Source organism: Sphaerisporangium sp. NPDC004334 (assembly GCF_053602655.1).
Genome location: NZ_JBSGDZ010000012.1, coordinates 158,179 through 177,079 on the forward strand (window position 1 = coordinate 158,179; position 18,901 = coordinate 177,079).

Sequence of the window (18,901 nt, forward strand, 5' to 3'; positions counted from 1 at the left end):
CTCGAATCGGGCGACGCCGTGTAATAGGCGCACGCACCCTTGGGGGGTGGTCCTGGTGGACGAAGGCTTCAGCACCCGGGAGACCTGGCCGTTCGAGTGCCTCCGCTGTCTTTCGGTGTGGGAGGAGCGGTACGTCGTCCGGCATCTGTCCGACAGTCACGGTAACGACGCCGACGCCTGGTTGCGCGCCGAGGCGTGCACTGACACGCGCGGCGCCGCGCGCGGTTGAAAAAAACTTCACCGCCGGAAAGAACGCAACTGTCAACGGCGGGCCCCCTCCGGGCCCTTCCGCGACCTCCGGCGCCCCCGCCATGATCTCGAATGATTACGGACCGTTGGTACCGTTCAGAGGATCGAGTCCTAATTTGTCACTGATGTCACGCGAGATGGGCCCGGCTCGCCCCGCGCGTAACGGCGAATCAGACTTAACTTTTGCCTCATACCCCGTAAAATCCGCCGATGTGAACGATGGTCATCAGGCTCCACAGGAGCTTCCGGTCCGCGAACGCTCGTTCCGGACCAGCTCCGGCCGGCATCGGCGGCCCGTGCCCGCGCAGCTCCCTCCGGACGCGCCGGCGCTCGTGCTCGCCGCGCCCGGCACCGGCGGCGACGTCCCCGCCGCGGTCAAGACCATCGTCAGTGTGGACCATCCCCAGCTCGACGTCCGGCTGGTCCACCTGGGCGACACCAAGACCAGCCTGGCCGAGACGCTCACCGACTGCGCCGCCGACCGGCCGAAGGAGTCGCCCGCCGCGATCGTGGTCCCGCTGGTCACCGGACCGCACCAGCAGGTGTACCGGGCCATCCGCGAGGCGGTCGCCGAGAGCGACGTCATGACGACCATCGCCGACCCGCTCGGGCCCCACCCGCTGCTCGCCGAGGCCCTGCACGTCAAGCTGTCCGACAGCGGGCTCGCGCGCGCCGACCGCATGCGCCTGTTCAACATCGCGGCCCCGGTGGACGGCATCATCGTCGCCACGGTCGGCGGCCAGGAGGCCGTGCGGGCGGCGGACGCCACGGTCGTCCTGCTGGCCGCCCGCCTCACCCTCCCGGTCGTCGCGGCCTCGCTGGACGCCCGGCCGGGCGTCGGCGACGCCGCCCAGCGGCTGCGCAACATCGGCGCCTCGCGGCTGGCGCTGGCGCCGTTCCTCATCGGCCCCGAGATCGACCCGCAGAAGATCACGGCGGCGGCCGAGTCGGTCGGAGCCGGATGCGCCGAGCCGCTCGGCGCGCACGGCGCGGTCGCCCAGCTCGTCGCCCTCAGCTACGGAAGCTCGCTCACCGGCATCGACGACTGAACCCCCTCGACGGCGGGCCAGGTGTGCACGGGATCGCCGCCGAAGGCCAGCTCGCGGTAACGCCCCAGCATGGCCGCCCGCGCGCCCGGCTCCTCGCCCAGGGCGGCCAGCGCCTCACGCTGCCAGACGGCGCCGGTGCGGCGCAGCCGGACGCGTTCGGCGATGACCGACAGATGGCGGCTCGCCTCGCCGGGGTCCACGCCCGCCGACAGCAGTCCGTCGTGCGCCACCGGCAGCAGGTCGGCGACCAGCCGGGACGCCGGGACGGTGTCCAGCCGGCCCGGCCAGGCCAGCTCGGCGTCCAGCCCGTTGCGCGCCGCCCGGTAGAAGTTGCGGTAGGCGTCGGCGAAGGGGAAGCCGCCGATCCACGCGGGCCGGGCCGCCATCGCCGTCACCAGGCCGAGCAGGAAGGCCGCGTTGGCCGCCATGTCCGCGCAGGTGGGCCCGGCCGGCAGGGCCCGCAGCTCCACCCGCAGGTGCCCTCCGTCCGCCGGGTCGTACACCGGCCGGTTCCACTGCCACACCGTGCCCTGGTGCAGGCGCAGCTCCGCCAGCCTCGGGACGCCGCCCCCGCGGGTCACCGCCAGCGGGTCCTCCTCCTCGTCCAGCACCGGGATGACCGGCTCGTACTCGCGGACGCTCTGCTCGAACACCTCACCGGCGCCGCTCTCCACCCAGCCGGACCCGAAGCAGACGCGGCCGTCCACCCGCCATGGCCGTTCCATGTCGCGGTCGTCGACCGCCGCCTCGAACAGCGCGATGCGCGTCTCCTCCCACAGGTCTCGCCCGAGGAAGGACGGGGAGTTGCCGCTGACCGCGAGCACCGGGCCGATGGCGAGCTGGGCGGCGTTGTAGACGCGGGCGAACTCCTCCGGCGCGGTGCGCAGATGCACCTGCCAGGAGGTGTTGGCGCTCTCCAGGATGACGTCCTCCACCTCCAGCTCCAGGCGCTCGTTGCCGTGGATCTGCACGCGGAACGGCTCGGCGCGCACCCGGCGGATCCCCCGGCTCATCGCGCGGTAGCGGGTCTCGTCGCTCATGGCGTCGCGGGTGAAGTCGAATTCGGTCAACGTGGGCAGGATGCCGATCGGCACCACCCGGCCGCCCTGCGATCGGGCCGCGTCGTCGACCAGGTCCATCAGCCGCCGCATCTCCTCCGCGAGCGCGCTGAACGGCTTGCCGGCCATCGGCGCCGGGGTCAGGTTGACCTCCAGGTTGAAGCTGCCCAGCTCCAGCACCACCCGGTCGTCGGCGGCGGCGTCGCGGACCTGCTTGTTGCGGCGCAGCGGGCGCCCGTCCTCGTCGATGAGGAAGAGCTCCAGCTCGGCACCGACGGTCGCCGGCCCGGCGCCGAATCCGGGCCTGGCCAGCAACTCGCGGAGCGCGATGAGCGAATCCTTCAGGCGCTCGCCGAAGCGCCCGTACTCCGCCTCGGAGAACCGCTCCTTGGCTACCTGCTGTCCCATCGTGTCGTCCCCCATGTGCGGCCTCGGGTCTCACCCCCTCCCTGTCCCGGCGCCGGGTTTTCATGCCTGGTAACAGGCGCGCCGTCGATCGTCGTGAACCATTGACTCCGCACAGCCGAGTCGGTATGCCTGGACAACGCCATTTGTGGGGTGAGGGCCCCTTGTGGGGAGGCGATGGCAATGCGGGTGCTCGTGCACGCCTATCCGTGGGACGTGATCGGTGATCCCCTGTTCACCGCGCGGATGCAGTCGCTCGGCGACGTCGGGGTGAACCTCGCCTCCGCCTACCACACCGTCAGGGCGGCGACCCCCTGGCATCCCGACCACGCCTACATGGACGCCCGGCACGCCGCGCTCTACCGCCCGCTCCGCCGGGAGGCCTGGGATGGGCGCCGCCTGGTGCCCGGCACGCCCGCCTGGATGCAGGACGCGGACCCGTTCGGCACCGCCGCGCGCACCCTGGCCGACGCCGGCGTCCCGGTGACGGCGTGGATCGTGCTGACGCACAACTCGCGGCTGGGCGAGGCGCATCCGGACGTGAGCGTGGTCAACTGCTTCGGGCAGCACTACCCGTGGGCGCTGTGCCCCTCGCGCGCCGAGGTGCGCGAGTACGCCGCCACGCTGGCCGCCGAGGCCGTGCGCGACATGCCGGTGGCCGGGGCGCTGCTGGAGGCCTGCGGGCAGCTCGGCGCCGACCACGGCGGCCACCACGACAAGACCGACGGCGCCTACGACGCGCGGGCACGGCGCATGCTGTCGGTGTGCTGCTGCGAGGCCTGCCAGGCGGGCTGGGCGGCGGCCGGCGTGGACCCCGTGCGCACGGTGCGCGAGGTCCGGGCCGCCGTGCGCTCCCGCGAGCACGACCTCGACCAGGCGACGTCGGCCGCCGTCCTGGCCGTGCGCCACCAGGCGGCCGACGCGCTGCGCCACCAGGTGATCGAGGCGCTCCCCCCAGGTCTGCGCATCAGCCTGCACGCCGGCCCCGACCCGTGGGCCACGGGCGCCAACCCCGGCCTCGGCCCGCAGGCGGGCAAGGACGTCGACGCCGTCGTCGTGCAGTGCTGGCCCACCGGCCAGGAGTCCGCCGACCGGGTGCGCATCACCCGGCACATGCTGCCCGAGCAGGTGGTGGTGGGCGCCTACGTGACCGCGCTGCCGCCGGTGCGGCAGGAGGACATGGCGCCCCACGTGCGGCGCCTGGCGGAGGCCGGCGCCCAGGAGGTGCACCTGTACCACGCGGGCCTGGCCGGGCCCGCGCGGCACGGCCTGCTCGCCGAGGCGGCCTCGACGGCGGCCAACCTGTGACGGCGCGGGCACCCGCCCTCCCCAACCCCTGTGGGAGATTAGCGGCGTCAACCCGGGGTTGACGGACGACGCGGCGTCAACCTATGGTTGACGCATGCAACCGACACCCGTTCGTCTGGACGACCTCATCGAGTACATCAAGACAAACCACGCCGCGGGCGGCGCCCTCCAGCAGCTCAGCGGGGCCGTGCTGCTCGGCGAGCACCTCGGCGAGGTGGCCGACCACCTCATCGGCCACTTCGTCGACCAGGCCCGCAAGGCCGGCGCCTCCTGGACCGAGATCGGCCAGAGCATGGGCGTGACCAAGCAGGCCGCCCAGAAGCGGTTCGTCCCCAAGGGAGGCGAACCGTTCGACCTCACCTCCTTCGCCCGGTACACCACCCGCGCCCGCAGCGTCGTCGTGGCCTCACAGGAGGAGGCCCGCCAGTCCGGGCACGGCCACATCGCCTCCGAGCACCTGCTGCTCGGCCTGCTGCACGAGCCGGACGCGCTCGCGGGGCGGGCCATCACCGAGCAGGGCGTGCCGCTGGAGCGGGTGCGCGAGGCCGCCCTGGCCTCGCTCGGCCCGACCGGCGAGCGGCCCGCCGGGCAGGAGGGCGCCGGCGAGGTGGCCTTCACCGCCGAGAGCAAGAAGGTGCTCGCCCTGACCGTGCGGGAGGCGCTGCGGCTCGGCCACAACTACATCGGCACCGAGCATCTCCTGCTCGCCCTGCTCAGCACCGAGGAGGACCCGGCCGCCCAGGTGCTGGCCGCCCTGGGCGTCACCCCGCAGGCCTCCGAGGCCTCGATCCTCGCCGCCCTCGGAGAGATCACGCGCGCCAAGGAGAACCCGCCCGGAGCCTGACGCGCCGGCGGGTGTGGGTCTTCGATTCGTGGTCGTCCGGGGCTTGGGCCCGGCCGCGGGCGACCACGCGCCGTCCCTGCACCACGGTCATAAGGTGACAGGTGTGGCCACGTCCGGTCATCCGGCATCGAGACGACGGACGCTGCCGATATCGTGATATATCAGGATATCGAGGAGGACTGGTGCAGCGTCTGACCCCTGAACAACTGAGAAGCCACCGGTGGTACGGCACCGACGGGCTCCGCTCCTTCAGCCACCGTGCGCGGACCCGTCAGCTCGGCCTGTCCGCCGAGGAGCACATGGGCCGTCCGGTCATCGGCATCCTGAACACCTGGAGCGAGCTGAACCCGTGCCACATCCACCTGCGCGAGCGGGCGCAGGACGTCAAGCGCGGGGTCTGGCAGGCCGGCGGCTACCCGGTGGAGCTGCCGGTGATGTCGCTGTCGGAGTCCTTCATGAAGCCGACCACCATGCTGTACCGCAACCTGCTGGCCATGGAGACCGAGGAGCTGCTGCGCGCGCATCCCGTCGACGCGGCCGTGCTCATGGGCGGGTGCGACAAGACCACGCCGGCGCTGATCATGGGCGCCATCAGCATGGACATCCCGGCGATCTTCGTGCCGTCCGGCCCCATGATCCCGGGCAACTACCGCGGCGAGGTGCTCGGCAGCGGCAGCGACATGTGGCGCTACTGGGCCGACAAGAAGGCGGGCCTGGTCGGCGAGGCCGAGATGAGCGGCGTCGAGGAGGGCATCGCCCGCTCCCCCGGCCACTGCATGACCATGGGCACCGCCTCGACCATGACCTCGGTCGCCGAGGTGCTCGGCATGACGCTGCCCGGCGCGGCCTCCATCCCGGCCGTGGCCTCGGCGCACAACCGGATGGCCGCCGCCACCGGCCGCCGCGTCGTCGAGATGGCCTGGGAGGACCTGCGCCCCTCCGCCATCCTCACCGCCGAGGCCTACGCGGACGCGGTGACCACCATCCTGGCGCTCGGCGGCTCCACCAACGCCGTCATCCACCTCATCGCCATGGCCCGCCGCAGCGGCGTGGAGCTGACGCTCGACCATTTCGACGAGGCCTCGCGGCGCGTGCCGGTGCTCGCCGACCTGCGCCCGAGCGGCGCCTTCGTCATGGAGGACTTCTACCTGGCCGGCGGCCTGCCCGGCCTGCTGAGCCGCGTCCGAGACCTGCTCCACCCCGACCGGCCCACGGCCGTGGGGGCCACCCTGGGCGAGACGCTGGAGCGGGCCGAGGTCTTCGACGACAAGGTCATCCGCACGCGGGACAACCCCCTGTCGCAGGAGGGTGGCCTGGCCGTGCTGCGCGGCAACCTCGCCCCGTCCGGCGCGGTGATCAAGCACGTCGCCGCCGAGCCGAGGCTGCTCAAGCACACCGGGCCCGCGGTGGTGTTCGACGGGCACCGCGACCTGATGCGGCGCATCAACGACGAGAGCCTGCCGATCACGGCCGACTCTGTGCTGGTGCTGCGCGGCGCCGGCCCGCACGGCGGCCCCGGGATGCCCGAGCACGGCATGCTCCCGATCCCCGACCGGCTGCTCAAGATGGGCGTGCGCGACATGGTGCGCATCTCCGACGCCCGGATGAGCGGCACCAGCTACGGCGCGTGCGTGCTGCACGTCGCGCCGGAGTCGCACGTCGGCGGCCCGCTCGCGCTGGTGCGCGACGGCGACCCGATCACCCTGGACGTCGAGGCGCGGCGCCTGTCGCTGGAGGTCCCCGAGGAGGAGCTGGAACGCCGCCGCGCCGCCTGGCGGGCTCCCGAGCCGGTGTTCCAGCGCGGATACGGCAGCATGTTCACCGCCCACATCCTCCAGGCGGACCAGGGCTGCGACTTCGACTTCCTGCTCGGCACCGGAGGCGCTCCGGAGCCGGACATCGGCTGAGGACGATCCGCCGTCCCCGGCACCGTGACGGCGGTCCAAGCGACCCTGGCACGGTGGCGGCGTCTCCTAGTGCGGTGACCACATACGGTCACCGGGCGCGGCTCTCCATCCCCGGCCACGTGCCGCAGTGATCGGCGCCGGGTCGGCGGGTCGTGGTACGGCGATGCCGGCGCCTGCTACGGCGCCCGAGCGGGTGAACGTTCGTGGACAGCGCACTAGGCGGGACGGAAGAAGACGGTGGAAGCGGTCTGAAGGGGCGGGAGGACGGTCGCTTCCCGGCGATTGCCTTTACATCGTAGATCATCGGCTTCGGTGGCCGGCGCCGCCGAGGCCTCGTCGCGGAGCGGCGTGAACGAGGGGGTGGACGTGCGGCACGATATACCGGTGTACAACATCTCGGAGGAACCGGTCCTGCGGCCCGTGGCACGGTCGATCACGCGCACCGACCTCGTGGCCGACTCCATCAGGGCCGCCATCCTGTCGGGCCGGATCAGGCCCGGCGAGACGCTCGTGGAACGCCGGCTCGCCGAGCAGCTCGGCGTGTCCAAGACGCCGGTGCGTGAGGCGTTGATCGGCCTGGCCTCCACCGGGCTCGTCGTCATCAGCCCCAACCGCGGGGTCAGCGTGCGGGTGCTGGACGCCGCCGACCTGCGCAAGGCGCAGGAGCTCCGCCTGCTGCTCGAACCGTGGGCGGTGGCCTCCTCCACGCGCGCGGGACGCGCCGGCACCCTCGCGGACGCGCGCGGGGCGCTCGGCGAGGCCGGCGAACTGCTGTCGGGCGAGGACCCGACGGCCCTGAGCCTGGCCAACCGCCGCTTCCACCGGGCGCTGTACTCGGGCTGCGACAACGAGCTGGTCTCCGCGCAGCTGGACAACCTGCAAGATCTCACCGCGCTCGGCACCGTCAGCGTGCTGTGGCGGCGCTGGCCCACCTGGCGTGAGGAGCACGCCGAACACGAGGAGATCCTGGCCGCCGTGGCGAGCGGCAACGCCGCCCTGGCCGAGCGCCTGACCAGAGCGCACGTGAAGCGCACCGTCACCCACCTCGCCCGCTCCCAGGACAAGGACTGACCTTCCGCGCCGACGCCGGCGATCCCGCGAATGACCGCCGGCCCGCCGTACCCGGCACCGTCCTGCGGCCGCCCGCGGACCCGGTCGCGGCGTTTCCCTCGCTCGTGGATCCGGTCGCGATGTTTCCCTCGCTCGTGGACCCGGTCGCGGCGTTTCCCTGGATAATGATCTGACGCGACGACGGCCACCACCCCGGTCCGCGCGCACCGCACGAGGCCGTGGACGAGCTCGCCGCCGCCCACGACCTGCTCGCCGTACCCGGCGACGCCTGGCTTCCCGAACCCCAAGGGCGTCCGCCCACCCCACCGACCACCGTGTGAACAGGTACCGCGCCCACTCGCGGACCCGCCGGCCGCGGCCACCCCACACCCGAGCTTCGCCCACGACCGTGACGGGCCCTACTCGGGCCGGCGGGAACCCCCCCGGAGGACGACACCATGACGCCAGCGCTGGAGATCAGCGGGCTGACCAAGAGATTCGGCGAGAACCTCGCCGTCGACGCCATCGACCTACGCGTGCCCCAGGGCTCCTTCTTCGGGCTCGTCGGCCAGAACGGCGCGGGCAAGACCACCACGCTGTCCATGGCGGTCGGCCTGCTGCGGCCCGACGGCGGCAGTGCCCAGATCTTTGGCGAGGACGTCTGGTCCGCCCCCGAGCGGGCCAAGGCCATGGTGGGGGTCCTGCCCGACGGGCTGGCCATGCCCGAACGGCTGACCGGGCGCGAGGTGCTCACCTACCTGGGTCTGCTGCGCGGCCTGGCCAAGGAGGTCGTGGCCCAGCGCGCCGACGAGCTGCTGGCCGTCCTGGAGCTGGACGGCGCGGAGCGGACGCTGGTCATCGAGTACTCGACCGGCATGCGCAAGAAGATCGGCCTGGCCACCGCGCTGCTGCACGCGCCGCGGCTGCTGGTGCTGGACGAGCCGTTCGAGGCGGTGGACCCGGTGTCGGCCGCCACGATCAAGACGATCCTGCGCGGCTTCGTCGCCGGCGGCGGCTCGATCGTCCTCTCCAGCCACGTGATGGCGCTGGTGGAGCAACTGTGCGACCACGTCGCGGTGATCGACAAGGGGACGGTGGCCGCCGCCGGCACGCTGGACGAGGTACGCGGCGCGCAGTCACTGGAGGACACCTTCGTCCGGCTCGTCGGCGACCGGGACACCGGGGTCAAGGAGCTCTCGTGGCTGTCGCGCTGACCATGGCCCGGATGAAGGTCGCGGTGCTGCGCCACGCCTTCCACGGCGGGCGCGCGCAGACCGCGGCCACGGGAGCCGCGCTGGGCGTGCTGTTCGCCGCGGGGACGATCTACCTGGCGTTCGCCGGCCCGGACCTGCTGGCGGCCGGGTACGCGGTGTGGATGCTGGGCTGGATGCTCGGGCCCGCCTTCATGGGCGGCGGCGACGAGACGTTGCGGCCGGAGTACTTCTCCCTGCTCGGCCTTCCTCCTCGCCGCCTGGCGGCGGGCCTGCTGGCGGCGGCCTTCGTCGGCGTCGCGCCGCTGGTCAGCCTGACCGCCCTGCTCGGCCTGCTGGTGGCGGGTGTACGGCTCGGCCCCGCCAACGCCCTGCTGGCCGTGCCCGCGATGGTGTTGCAGCTCGCGGTGTTCGTGCTGCTGTCCAAGGTGTCGGTCGCGGTGGTCGGGCTGGCGCTGCGCTCACGCCTGGGCGCCGTCGCCTCGGGGCTGCTCAACGGCGCGATCCTGGCGGCGCTCGGCCAGATCTGGGTCTTCTTCTGGGCCTTCGGCCAGACGGGCGTGCCCTCCGCGGTCTGGTACCTGCCTTCCGGGTGGGGCCTGCTGGCCGTCCAGGGCGACTGGCGGGCGCTGGCGGCGCTGGCCGTACTGGTGCTGCTGCTCCTGGGCGCGTGGGCCGCCCTGCTCGGCAGGCGCGCGGGCGCGACGCGGCCCTCCGCACGCGGCAGGCGCCCGATGACGGCGGCCACGGTCAACGGCGCGATCGTCGCCAAGGAGCTGCGCACCTGGTCGCGCGACCTGGTACGCAACCACCAGCTGACCTTCGCGCTGTCGTACGGCGTCTGTTTCGGGGCCAGCCCGCTGATCCTCGGCTGGGACGGCATGCTTCCCTACGCCGGCCCCATCTTCATCGTGATGGCCGCGGCCATGGCCGCCAACCTGTACGGGACCGACGGCACGGCGCTGTGGCTGACGCTGATGACACCCGGCGTGAACGACGTGCGCGGCAGGCAGCTGGCCTGGCTGTCGGCGCAGGCCCCGGTGGCGATCGTGATCACCGTGGCGTTCACCGCGATCACCGGCGGCCCGTGGCCGCTGATGCTGGCGCTGCTGCCCGCCCTGCTGGGCGGCGCGACCGGGCTGGTTCCGCTGATCTCGGTGTACGGGCTGGTGCCCGGCACCGACCCGCACCGCCGCGCGGGCAATCCACTGCGCACCAGTGAGGACGACGGCGGCCTGACCGGGCTGGCCTACCTGGCGCTCGCGCTGGTGCTCCTCACCGGTGTGCCGGCGGGGCTGGCCGCGTTGTGGTTCGGCTGGGCGGGCGTGGCCGTCGGCGTCGTGACCGGGGTGCTGTTCGCGTGGGGCTTCGGCCTGCTCGCCGAGCGGCGGCTGCGCTCACACGGCCCCGAATTGCTGGAGACGATGCGGACCGGACGCAGGCCGCGGCCGACGGCGAGGTCCCGCTTCTACGAGCTGTCCAAGACGAAGAAGGCGATCACCTGGTGGTGCTTCGGCTTCGGCGCCATCCCGCTGTTCCCGCAAGGCGTCGTCGCGGCCGTCTTCGTCGGCAACGGCATGCTGCGCCACAGCTGGTTCCTGGCCACGTACATGCCTTCCGGCCTGCAATACCCGGTGGCGGCCGCGTTCATCGTGCTCGGGCTCGCGATGTACGGCACGGGCCTGTGGACGCTCAAGCCGCGCTCATCCGGCTGAGGCCCGGCCTCCGGGCGGGCGGTGGTGGCCGGCGACGGGATGGGCCGCGGTCGCCCGACCGGCGCCGGCGGCGTTCTCGCCTTCGATGCGGGAACGCCGGAGCCGCGGTGAGCGGCGGTGGAGAAGGGGCCGGCCCCGGGGTGGGCCCGGGGCCGGCGGGGTGGGGCGAGGGTCAATCGGCGCAGATGGCGAAGACGCTGATGCCGACGTCGTTGTAGCCGTCCTGGCGGCCGAGCCCGATCCAGCCGCGCCCGTCGTCGGTCGGGAAGGAGCCGACCAGGATCGCGCGGTTGCCCCGGGCTTCGGCGCCGCCGCCGAGGACGTGCTTGGAGCCGGGGCAGTAGAGGGTGCGGCGCTGGAAGTTCGGGACGTTGGCGTTGGGCAGCGTGACGAGCTGGTAGCCCGGGGGCAGGGCGTGGACGGGCCCGGGCGGGGCACCGGCGGGGGTGGTGTCGGCGCTCGCCGAGGCGGCGGTGGCGAGGCAGGCGCCCGCCATCAGGACCGACAGGGCGAGGGCGGTGGACTTCTTCGGGTGCATCGCTCTCCTATTGGCGTTCCCCGGCGCTCGCGCGGCCTCACGGCGTCACAGGTTCGCCGGCGATGTGCCGCCGGGGCGCCCGAGTCACCGGGGATGACTTGCTGACACGCCGAGTATCCGTCTCCTGACTCTGCGTGTCCATAGCACAAAGTGAGCAAATGGATACTCTCCGTGTCCACATGGGGACGCGACCGGCCCGCCAAGCCGTCACCAAGGCTCAACACCAGCATGACCGGCCCTCGACGCGCTCGCGGCGCCCGGCGGCGCCCACGGCGGCCGGGCGCGGGTGCGGCGTCAGCGGGCGCGGTAGCGGCGAAGGGTTTCCTCGTCCGGCGGGTAGGTGCCGCGCAGCGGGGCCCCGCCCTCGACCTCGGCCTGGATGAACTCCTCCAGGTGCTCCTGCTCCAGGGCGTCGCGGGCCACCTCGGCCGCCAGATGGCGCGGCACGCAGACCACCCCCTCCGCGTCGGACACGATGACGTCCCCGGGGTACACCGGCACCTCGGCGCAGCCGATGGGCACCTGCAGGTCGATCGCGTGGTGCCGGGCGAGGTTGGTCGTCGCGCACACGCCCGCGGCGAAGGCGGGCAGGTCCAGCTCGGCGAAGAACGGCGAGTCGCGGACCGCCCCGTCGGTGACCAGCCCGGCGGCGCCTCGCCGCAGCAGGCGGGTGGCGAGGATGCCGCCGATCGAGGCGGCGCGGGTCTGGCCCCGGCAGTCCATGACCAGCACCTGTCCCGGGCCGACCGACTCGACCGCGAGCCGCTGCGGGTGGTCGTAGTCCTTGAACACCGACAGCACGTCGAGGTCCTCGCGGGCGGGGATGTGGCGCAGCGTGAACGCCTCCCCCACCATCCGGGTGCACGCGGGGTTGAGCGGGCGCAGCCCGGCCAGGAAGGTGTTGCGCAGGCCGCGGCCGAAGAGCTGGGTGGTGATCGTCGCCGTCGACACCCGCCTCAGCGCCTCGAAGACCTCGGGCGCGATCACCTCGCGGCCGTCCTGCCCCCCCGTCGCCCCCGCGCCCTTCGCCCCCGCGCCCTCCGCGCCGTTCCGCCGTTCCTCGCCCACGTTCTCCGCTCCTGTCGCCTCGGTACCGCTCCGCCGGTCATGTCCATGATCTCCTGGCCGCGTCACCCCGTGCCGGCCGGGAGGTCCAGGGAGCGCAGGATGGCGGCGACCTCCTCGCGCTCCGCGGCCCGCAGCGGGGAGATGGGAGGGCGGACGTCCCGGCGGCACAGGCCGAGCTGGGCCAGCGCCTCCTTGAGCACCGAGACGTTGCCGGCGTTGCCGTGCCGGGCGCGCAGGTCCTCGATGGGCTTGAGCCGCGCCCACAGCCGCATCGCGCCCCGGGCGTCGCCGGCCTCGAGCAGGCGGTGCAGGTCGAGCGACAGCTCAGGGACGATGGCGGCCAGGCCGGAGGTGAACCCGCGAGCCCCGCCCATCCAGTAGAACGGCGCCCAGCTCTCGGCCAGCCCGCACACCCAGGTCACCTCGGGCACCCCGGCCGCCATCTCGGCGAAGCGCACCGGGTCGGGGTGCGCGTACTTGACCCCGGTCACGTTGGGGCACGCGCTCACCAGTGCCCGCAACGTCCCGGCCGTGATCAGGGGCGAGCGCAGGTAGCAGACGACCGCGAGCTCGGGGACGGCCTCGGCGACGGCCCGGTGGTAGTCGACCCAGCCCTCTTCCGACTGGTAGGGATGCACGGGCTGGTGGACCATGACGGCGTGCGCCCCGAGCCGGGCGGCGCCGGCGGCGAGCAGGGCGGCCTGCCGGGCGTCGTGCCCGACCCCGGCGATGACGCGCGCCGGGCCCGCCGACTCCACCGCGAGCGCGACCGCGCGGTCGAGCTCCTGCGGTGACAGCGAGTAGAACTCCCCGGTGTTGCCGTTCGGCGTGACGGCGGCGATGCCCGCCGCGGTCATCCGCGAGACCACGGCGGCGTAGGCCTTCTCGTCGATGCGGCCGGTGTCGTCGAACGGGGTGACCGGTACGGCCACCACCGACGCGAGCGCCCGCCTGACGTCATCCAGCATCGCCATCTTCCCTTTCATGAGCGCGTGGCACGGCTCCCGGCACCAGTCCTGGTATATCAGTACATCGACGTGCCGACCTATTGACATATTTCATCAGACGTTTTCATTCTGGTGTGCGCCCTGAAACGTCGCCTCCGAAAGTCCCGGCGCTCCCCGGCCCACTAAGGAGGATCACCCCATGAGATCTCCCCGACTCACCGTCCTGGCCGGCTGTCTCGTCCTGGGCCTGGTCGCGTGCGGCGCGCCCGACGCGGGCCAGGCCTTCGCCCCCGAGCCCGCCGCGGCCGACGTGAAGATGCCGCAGTCACCGGTGACACTGAACATCGTGGACGTCGCCGGAAACCTGCAGCTCACCCAGCAGATCTTCGACAACTACAAGGCTTCGCACCCCAAGGCCGTCAGCAAGATCACCTACTCCAAGGTGACCGCCCCGGAACTGGCCGGCAAGATCAAGGCGCAGCAGGACGCGCAGCGCCTGGACATCGACCTGGTGCTCACCGGCACCGACGGCCTGTCCGCCGGGCTGGAGCAGAACCTGTGGGTGGACCTGGCAGGGAAGTACGGCGACAAGCTGCCCGACCTCGGCGCCTACCTGGAACCGGCCGCCAAGATGCAGGAGCTCGCGCGGGGCAAGGGCGTCGTCGTCACCTACTACCCCTCCGGGCCGCTCATCGAGTACAACCCGGCCAAGGTGCCGAACCCGCCCAAGACCGCCGAAGAGCTGCTCGCCTGGGCCAAGGCGCACCCGAAGAAGCTGGAGTACGCCCGGCCGGCCAACTCCGGGCCCGGCCGCACCTTCCTCATGGGCCTGCCGTACATCCTCAAGGACCGCGACCCCAAGGACCCGGTCGACGGCTGGGCCAACACCTGGAAGTACCTCAAGGACCTCGGCCGGTACGTCGAGTACTACCCCACCGGCACCTCCCAGACGATGCAGGAGCTCGGCGAGGGCACCCGCGACATCATCGTCACCACCACCGGCTGGGACATCAACCCGCGGGTGCTCGGCCAGGTGCCCAAGGACTTCCAGACCGCCACGCTGGAAGGCTTCACCTGGGTGACCGACGCGCACTACATGGTGGTCCCCAAGGGCGTCACCGGCGAGAAGCTGGCCGTGGTCCTCGACCTGATGAAGTTCGCGCTCACCCCGCAGCAGCAGGCCATCACCTACGACAAGGGCTACTTCTACCCCGGGCCGGCGGTGAAGGGCGTCACCATCGACATGGCTCCGCCGGAGAGCCGGCAGGCGATCAAGGACTTCGGCCGGCCGGAGTACGACCGGCTCATCGAGCAGAACCCCAAGGCCGTGCCGCTGGAGGCCAAGGCGCTGGTGACGGCGTTCGACAAGTGGGACAAGGAGATCGGCGGCGACAAGGTGCGCAAATCATGACCGGCGCCGCACCGGCCGCGGGCACCGGCGAGGCGGCGCCGGCCGTGCGGGGGCGGGGAGCGTTCGGCACGCTGCGCATGGAGGGGGTGTCCCGGCGGTTCGGCTCGGCCACCGCCCTGGACCGGCTGGACCTGACCATCGAGGGGGGCGAGTTCCTCGCCCTCCTCGGGCCCTCCGGCTGCGGCAAGTCCACCGCGCTCAACTGCCTGGCCGGGCTGCTGCCGCTGAGCGGCGGCAGCATCCGGCTGGACGACGAGCGCATCGACACCCTGCCGCCCGAGAAGCGCGGGTTCGGCATGGTGTTCCAGAACTACGCGCTGTTCCCGCACCTGACCGTGCGCAAGAACGTCGGCTTCGGGCTGGCCGTCCGCGGCACGCCGAAGGCGGAGATGGCGCGGCGGGTGGACGAGGCGCTCGCGCTGGTCGAGCTGTCCGACCACGCGCACAAGCTGCCCGGCCGGCTGTCCGGCGGCCAGCAGCAGCGGGTGGCGATCGCCCGCGCCGTGGTGATCCGCCCGCGGCTGGTGCTCATGGACGAGCCGCTGTCCAACCTCGACGCCAAACTGCGCCTGCAGATGCGCACCGAGATCCGCAAGCTGCACCAGTCACTCGGGCTGACCACCGTCTACGTCACCCACGACCAGGAGGAGGCGCTGGCGCTGGCCGACCGCGTCGTCGTGCTGCGCCACGGCGTGGTGGAGCAGATCGGCACGCCCGAGCAGGTCTACACCTTCCCGCGCAACACCTACGTGGCGGGCTTCATGGGCTACCGCAACCTGCTGGAGCTGCCGGTGGCCTCCCGCGAGGGCCGGCGCGTGGTGCTGGAGGAGCCGGGCCTGCGGCTCACGGGCGTGGCGCAGGAGGACCTGGACGGGACGAGCGCCGTGGCGGCGGTGCGGCCCGACGACTTCACGGTGGGCCGCGGCGGGCCGAACACGGTGCGGGTGAGCGTGGAGGTCGCCGAGTTCCACGGCAGGGAGATGGCGGTGGAGGGCGTCACCGAGTCGGGGCGGGTGGTCCACTTCCGCTCCCCCGAGCGGATGGCGCCCGGCGACAAGGTGGACCTCGGCGTCCCGGCGGACCGCGTCCTGGTGTTCGCCACCGGCGGCGCTACCGGCGGCACGTCAAGGGGCGCTTCCGATAGCGCTACCGGGGGCGGTTCCGATGGCGCTTCCGGGGGCACGTCCGGCGGCGTGTCCGGGGGCGTGTCCGGGGGCGAGGGGTGATGGCGGTCACCGAGGCGCCGCGGCTCGTGCTGCGGCACCGGCTGGCCGAGCGCGGCATCGACCGGGTGCTGGTGCTGCTCGTCCCGGCGGTGCTGGTGCTGGTCGCGCTGTTCCTGTACCCGATGCTGTACGGGGTCGGCCTGTCGTTGCAGCCGCGTTCCGGGGGCGGCATGCTCGCCAACTACCGGGCCTTCTTCGGCGACGCCTACCAGAGTTCGACGATCTGGAAGACCACGCGCCTCGCGCTGCCGGCCGCGCTGCTCAACGTGGGGCTGTCGGTGCCGATCGCCTACCGGCTGCGCGGCCGGTTCCGGGGGCGCAGGCTGCTGACCGCCGTCCTGGTGCTGCCGGTGACGCTGGGCACCGTGCTGGTGGCCGACGGGCTGCTGCGCTACCTCGGGCCCAAGGGCTGGTTCAACCGGGTGCTGCTGGACCTCGGCCTGGTGGACGAGCCGGTCCGCCTGATCTACAACTACTGGGGCGTGCTGTTCTCGCTGCTCATCACCGGGTTCCCGTTCGCCTTCCTGCTCGTCATGTCGTACATGTCGGGCATCGACCCGACGTTGGAGCGGGCCGCGGCGACGCTGGGCGCCGGACCGTGGCAGCGGGTCAGGCACATCACGCTGCCGCTGCTCGCGCCCGGCCTCGCCACCACGTTCATCCTGGCGTTCGTGCTGGCCTTCTCGGTGTTCCCCTCGGCCAACCTCGTCGGCGAGCCGGCGGGCGAGACGCGCGTGATGGCCATCGCGGCCTACCAGGCGGCCTTCGAGAAGTACGACTACTCGATGGCCTCGACCATCGCCGTCCTCATGGGCGTCTTCGAGCTGCTGGTCATCGGCCTGGTGATGCTGTGGCGGGGACGGTTCTACACCGGTTCGACGGGAGGCAAGGGCGCGTGACCGTTCTCACTTCCCTGCGCGGACGGTGGCGGCCGCGTGCCTGGATCGTCCCGATCGGGGTTGGCTTCTTCCTGCTCAACCTGGCCGCGCTGATCGTGTCGGTGCTGGTCAACTCCTTCGCGGTGAACTGGTTCGGCACCTGGCTGCCGTCGGCGTTCACGGCGTCCTGGTACGGGGACGCCTGGACGGAGTTCGGGCTGGCCGAGGTGCTGCAGGTGACCCTGCTGGTCGCCCTGGCCGTGGTCGGGCTGGCCCTGCTGCTCGGCGTGCCGGCCGCGTACGCGCTCGCGCGGCGCGACTTCGCGGGCAAGCGGGCGGTGACGCTGCTGCTCCTGCTGCCGGTGCTGCTGCCGCCGATCACCTACGGCATCCCGCTGGCCACCGTGCTGTACAAGTTCCATCTGGCCGGGACGATGGCCGGGGTGATCGCCGCCAACCTGGTGCCGGCGCTGCCGTTCGTCGTGCTGGTCATGACGCCGTTCATCGAGCAGATCGACACCGACATCGAGTCGGCGGCCCGCATGTGCGGCGCCGGCACCCGGCAGGTGTTCACCCGGGTGCTGATCCCGCTGCTCATCCCCGGCATCCTCGCGGCCGGCGTCCTGGTGCTGGTACGCACGGTGGCGATGTTCGAGCTGACGTTCCTGGTCGCCGGCCCCGACAGCCAGACGCTCATCGTCGCCCTCTACAGCGCGGCCTTCACCCCCGGCATCCGCGCCTCCCAGGCGATCGACGCGATGGCCGTCATCTACACGCTGCTGTCGTCGGCCCTGCTGGTGCTCGCCCTGATGTTCGTCAACCCCACCCAGATCGTCGCCCAGGTCAAGGAGGTCGCTCCCGACTAGGCGACGAACATGTCGCCCTGCCAGGCGCCGGTGGCGACGACCGGGCGGCCGAGCGGCGAGCACTCCCGCCATTCGCGGTGGCCGACGGCGACCTTGAGGGACGGCCCGACCGGCGCCGTGGGCTATTCCTCCCGGGCCGGACGGAGTACCCGGCGCACGGCGCCGCGCAGCCACTGGTGGGCCCCGTCGGCGGTGTGGCGCGGGTGCCAGGCCATGCCGATCGTCAGTGGTGGCAACGGCAGCGGGATGTCCAGCAGGCGTAGTCCCAGCGCGTACGCCGCGTTGCTGAGTGGCGAAGGGGGCTCGCCCGGCAGCGCGGTCGGCACCAGGCAGACCACGTCCCCGACAGCGGCCAGCGCCATCGCCGCGAGATGTCCGGGCAGGACGGCGCTGACCCGCCGGCTGAGTCCTTGCTCGGCCAAGGCCGCGTCCAGCGGGCCGGTGAAGCGTCCCCGGCGGCTGACCGCCACGTGCTCGGCCGCGGCCAGGCCGGCGGGCGTCAGGGGTCCTTCGGCGAGCGGGTGCCCGGCCCTGACGCCGGCCGCCATCCGTAGCGTGACCAGCTCTTCGACCCGGGTCTCCGGGTCGACGTGGTCGATGGCCCCGATCTCCAGATCGATCCGGCCCTCGCGCAGCGCGGGACCCGCTTCCCATTCCTCGGCCAGCACTCGCAGACAGACGCCCGGCGCCCGGCGCCGGGCCAGCCCGAGCAGTCCCGGCGCCAGCGCCGCGCCGGCCAGGTCCGAGGCCTGGACGGTGAAGGTGCGCCGCAGTGCGGCGGGGTCGATCCCGCCGCTCGGGGTGAGCAATGCCTCCAGCCGGCGCACCACCGCGGCGGCCTCGTCTCGCAGCGCCTCGGCGCGGGGGGTAGGCACCATCGCCTGTCCTGCCCGCACCAGCAGCGGGTCCTGGAGCACACGGCGCAGCCGGGCCAGGGTACGGCTCATCGCCGCGGGAGAGGTACGCAGCCGCGCGGCGGCACGGGTGACGCTCTGCTCGGTCAGCAGGGCGTCGAGGGCTACGGCGAGGTTGGCGTCGAGGCTCGGGTCTAGGCTGCTCACGGGCATTATTCCATTTCAGGCAATGATTGGATGCTCAAGTTCCCATTGTGGCAATGCGGTCCGGGCCGCACCATCAAGGAGCCGTACCGATCCGACACAAGACCTCGAGG

At 72.6% G+C, this 18,901-nt stretch carries 17 protein-coding genes; 12 read left to right on the top strand and 5 right to left on the bottom strand.

Features of this window, described 5'->3' with window-relative positions; genetic code table 11:
• The first annotated feature begins 46 nt into the window (after positions 1–46).
• Both ACWEN6_RS17535 and ACWEN6_RS17540 read left to right on the top strand, forming a co-directional pair.
• Complete coding sequence (locus ACWEN6_RS17535; protein ID WP_452571123.1) at positions 47–229, top strand: hypothetical protein; 183 nt, start codon at positions 47–49, stop codon at positions 227–229.
• Between the two features lie 232 nt (positions 230–461).
• Positions 462–1,298 (top strand): sirohydrochlorin chelatase, encoded by an 837-nt coding sequence (locus ACWEN6_RS17540; RefSeq protein WP_354849180.1) that lies wholly within the window; start codon positions 462–464, stop codon positions 1,296–1,298.
• Here the strand turns inward: ACWEN6_RS17540 and ACWEN6_RS17545 are convergent.
• Positions 1,265–2,764: a glutamate--cysteine ligase gene (locus ACWEN6_RS17545; protein ID WP_452571124.1), complete on the bottom strand. Its 1,500-nt coding sequence runs from the start codon at positions 2,762–2,764 to the stop codon at positions 1,265–1,267. The genes ACWEN6_RS17540 and ACWEN6_RS17545 overlap by 34 nt on opposite strands.
• Before the next feature lie 180 nt (positions 2,765–2,944).
• Between ACWEN6_RS17545 and ACWEN6_RS17550 the strand changes: the two genes are divergently transcribed.
• The 6 genes from ACWEN6_RS17550 to ACWEN6_RS17575 all read left to right on the top strand — a co-directional run bounded on the left by ACWEN6_RS17550 (position 2,945) and on the right by ACWEN6_RS17575 (position 10,796).
• Positions 2,945–4,069 (top strand): hypothetical protein, encoded by a 1,125-nt coding sequence (locus tag ACWEN6_RS17550; RefSeq protein ID WP_452571125.1) that lies wholly within the window; start codon positions 2,945–2,947, stop codon positions 4,067–4,069.
• Positions 4,070–4,163: 94 nt separating this feature from the next.
• A complete protein-coding gene (locus ACWEN6_RS17555) occupies positions 4,164–4,913 on the top strand; it encodes a Clp protease N-terminal domain-containing protein (protein WP_354921336.1) in 750 nt (249 codons plus the stop codon).
• A 182-nt stretch (positions 4,914–5,095) separates the two neighbouring features.
• Complete coding sequence (gene araD, locus ACWEN6_RS17560) at positions 5,096–6,820, top strand: L-arabinonate dehydratase (RefSeq protein ID WP_452571126.1); 1,725 nt, start codon at positions 5,096–5,098, stop codon at positions 6,818–6,820.
• Between the two features lie 348 nt (positions 6,821–7,168).
• On the top strand, positions 7,169–7,891 hold the full coding sequence (locus tag ACWEN6_RS17565) for a GntR family transcriptional regulator (RefSeq protein WP_354921342.1): 723 nt from the start codon (positions 7,169–7,171) through the stop codon (positions 7,889–7,891).
• A 437-nt stretch (positions 7,892–8,328) separates the two neighbouring features.
• Positions 8,329–9,084 (top strand): ABC transporter ATP-binding protein, encoded by a 756-nt coding sequence (locus tag ACWEN6_RS17570; RefSeq protein WP_452571127.1) that lies wholly within the window; start codon positions 8,329–8,331, stop codon positions 9,082–9,084.
• Positions 9,069–10,796, top strand: a complete 1,728-nt coding sequence (locus ACWEN6_RS17575) for a hypothetical protein (protein ID WP_452571128.1) — start codon at positions 9,069–9,071, stop codon at positions 10,794–10,796. Before ACWEN6_RS17570 ends, ACWEN6_RS17575 begins: the two co-directional genes overlap by 16 nt.
• Positions 10,797–10,968: 172 nt before the next feature.
• Here the strand turns inward: ACWEN6_RS17575 and ACWEN6_RS17580 are convergent, their stop codons facing one another.
• From ACWEN6_RS17580 to ACWEN6_RS17590, 3 genes are all read right to left on the bottom strand, one after another.
• On the bottom strand, positions 10,969–11,334 hold the full coding sequence (locus tag ACWEN6_RS17580) for a hypothetical protein (RefSeq protein WP_354839683.1): 366 nt from the start codon (positions 11,332–11,334) through the stop codon (positions 10,969–10,971).
• Positions 11,335–11,628: 294 nt separating this feature from the next.
• Positions 11,629–12,402 carry a ribonuclease activity regulator RraA gene (locus ACWEN6_RS17585; RefSeq protein WP_452571129.1) on the bottom strand — a complete coding sequence of 258 codons (774 nt, stop codon included), beginning with the start codon at positions 12,400–12,402 and terminating at the stop codon, positions 11,629–11,631.
• 62 nt (positions 12,403–12,464) lie between these two features.
• Entirely contained in the window at positions 12,465–13,376 is a 912-nt protein-coding gene (locus tag ACWEN6_RS17590; protein WP_452571130.1) for a dihydrodipicolinate synthase family protein, read from the bottom strand.
• Positions 13,377–13,548: 172 nt separating this feature from the next.
• Here ACWEN6_RS17590 and ACWEN6_RS17595 point away from each other — a divergent pair, with 172 nt between their 5' ends.
• Genes ACWEN6_RS17595 through ACWEN6_RS17610 form a run of 4 tightly spaced genes read left to right on the top strand, consistent with a single transcriptional unit; the run spans position 13,549 to position 17,730 of the window.
• Positions 13,549–14,760, top strand: coding sequence for an extracellular solute-binding protein (locus tag ACWEN6_RS17595; protein ID WP_452571131.1), 1,212 nt, complete (start codon positions 13,549–13,551; stop codon positions 14,758–14,760).
• The gene (locus ACWEN6_RS17600) at positions 14,757–15,986 is read left to right on the top strand and encodes an ABC transporter ATP-binding protein (protein WP_452571132.1); all 1,230 of its coding nucleotides are present in this window, start codon (positions 14,757–14,759) and stop codon (positions 15,984–15,986) included. Before ACWEN6_RS17595 ends, ACWEN6_RS17600 begins: the two co-directional genes overlap by 4 nt.
• On the top strand, positions 15,986–16,885 hold the full coding sequence (locus ACWEN6_RS17605; protein WP_452571133.1) for an ABC transporter permease: 900 nt from the start codon (positions 15,986–15,988) through the stop codon (positions 16,883–16,885). Before ACWEN6_RS17600 ends, ACWEN6_RS17605 begins: the two co-directional genes overlap by 1 nt.
• Positions 16,882–17,730, top strand: a complete 849-nt coding sequence (locus ACWEN6_RS17610) for an ABC transporter permease (RefSeq protein WP_452571134.1) — start codon at positions 16,882–16,884, stop codon at positions 17,728–17,730. Before ACWEN6_RS17605 ends, ACWEN6_RS17610 begins: the two co-directional genes overlap by 4 nt.
• Before the next feature lie 122 nt (positions 17,731–17,852).
• On the opposite strand, the gene ACWEN6_RS17615 is transcribed toward ACWEN6_RS17610, so the two are convergent.
• Positions 17,853–18,791, bottom strand: coding sequence for a LysR family transcriptional regulator (locus ACWEN6_RS17615; protein ID WP_452571135.1), 939 nt, complete (start codon positions 18,789–18,791; stop codon positions 17,853–17,855).
• Between the last annotated feature and the right edge of the window lie 110 nt (positions 18,792–18,901).

Excerpts from the sequence above, each read along its gene's own strand:
- ACWEN6_RS17545 (WP_452571124.1), bottom strand. The coding sequence starts at position 2,764 with ATGGGACAGCAGGTAGCCAAGGAGCGGTTCTCCGAGGCGGAGTACGGG.
- ACWEN6_RS17550 (WP_452571125.1), top strand. The coding sequence starts at position 2,945 with ATGCGGGTGCTCGTGCACGCCTATCCGTGGGACGTGATCGGTGATCCC.
- ACWEN6_RS17555 (WP_354921336.1), top strand. The coding sequence starts at position 4,164 with ATGCAACCGACACCCGTTCGTCTGGACGACCTCATCGAGTACATCAAG.
- ACWEN6_RS17570 (WP_452571127.1), top strand. The coding sequence starts at position 8,329 with ATGACGCCAGCGCTGGAGATCAGCGGGCTGACCAAGAGATTCGGCGAG.
- ACWEN6_RS17580 (WP_354839683.1), bottom strand. The coding sequence starts at position 11,334 with ATGCACCCGAAGAAGTCCACCGCCCTCGCCCTGTCGGTCCTGATGGCG.
- ACWEN6_RS17590 (WP_452571130.1), bottom strand. The coding sequence starts at position 13,376 with ATGGCGATGCTGGATGACGTCAGGCGGGCGCTCGCGTCGGTGGTGGCC.
- ACWEN6_RS17595 (WP_452571131.1), top strand. The coding sequence starts at position 13,549 with ATGAGATCTCCCCGACTCACCGTCCTGGCCGGCTGTCTCGTCCTGGGC.
- ACWEN6_RS17600 (WP_452571132.1), top strand. The coding sequence starts at position 14,757 with ATGACCGGCGCCGCACCGGCCGCGGGCACCGGCGAGGCGGCGCCGGCC.
- ACWEN6_RS17605 (WP_452571133.1), top strand. The coding sequence starts at position 15,986 with ATGGCGGTCACCGAGGCGCCGCGGCTCGTGCTGCGGCACCGGCTGGCC.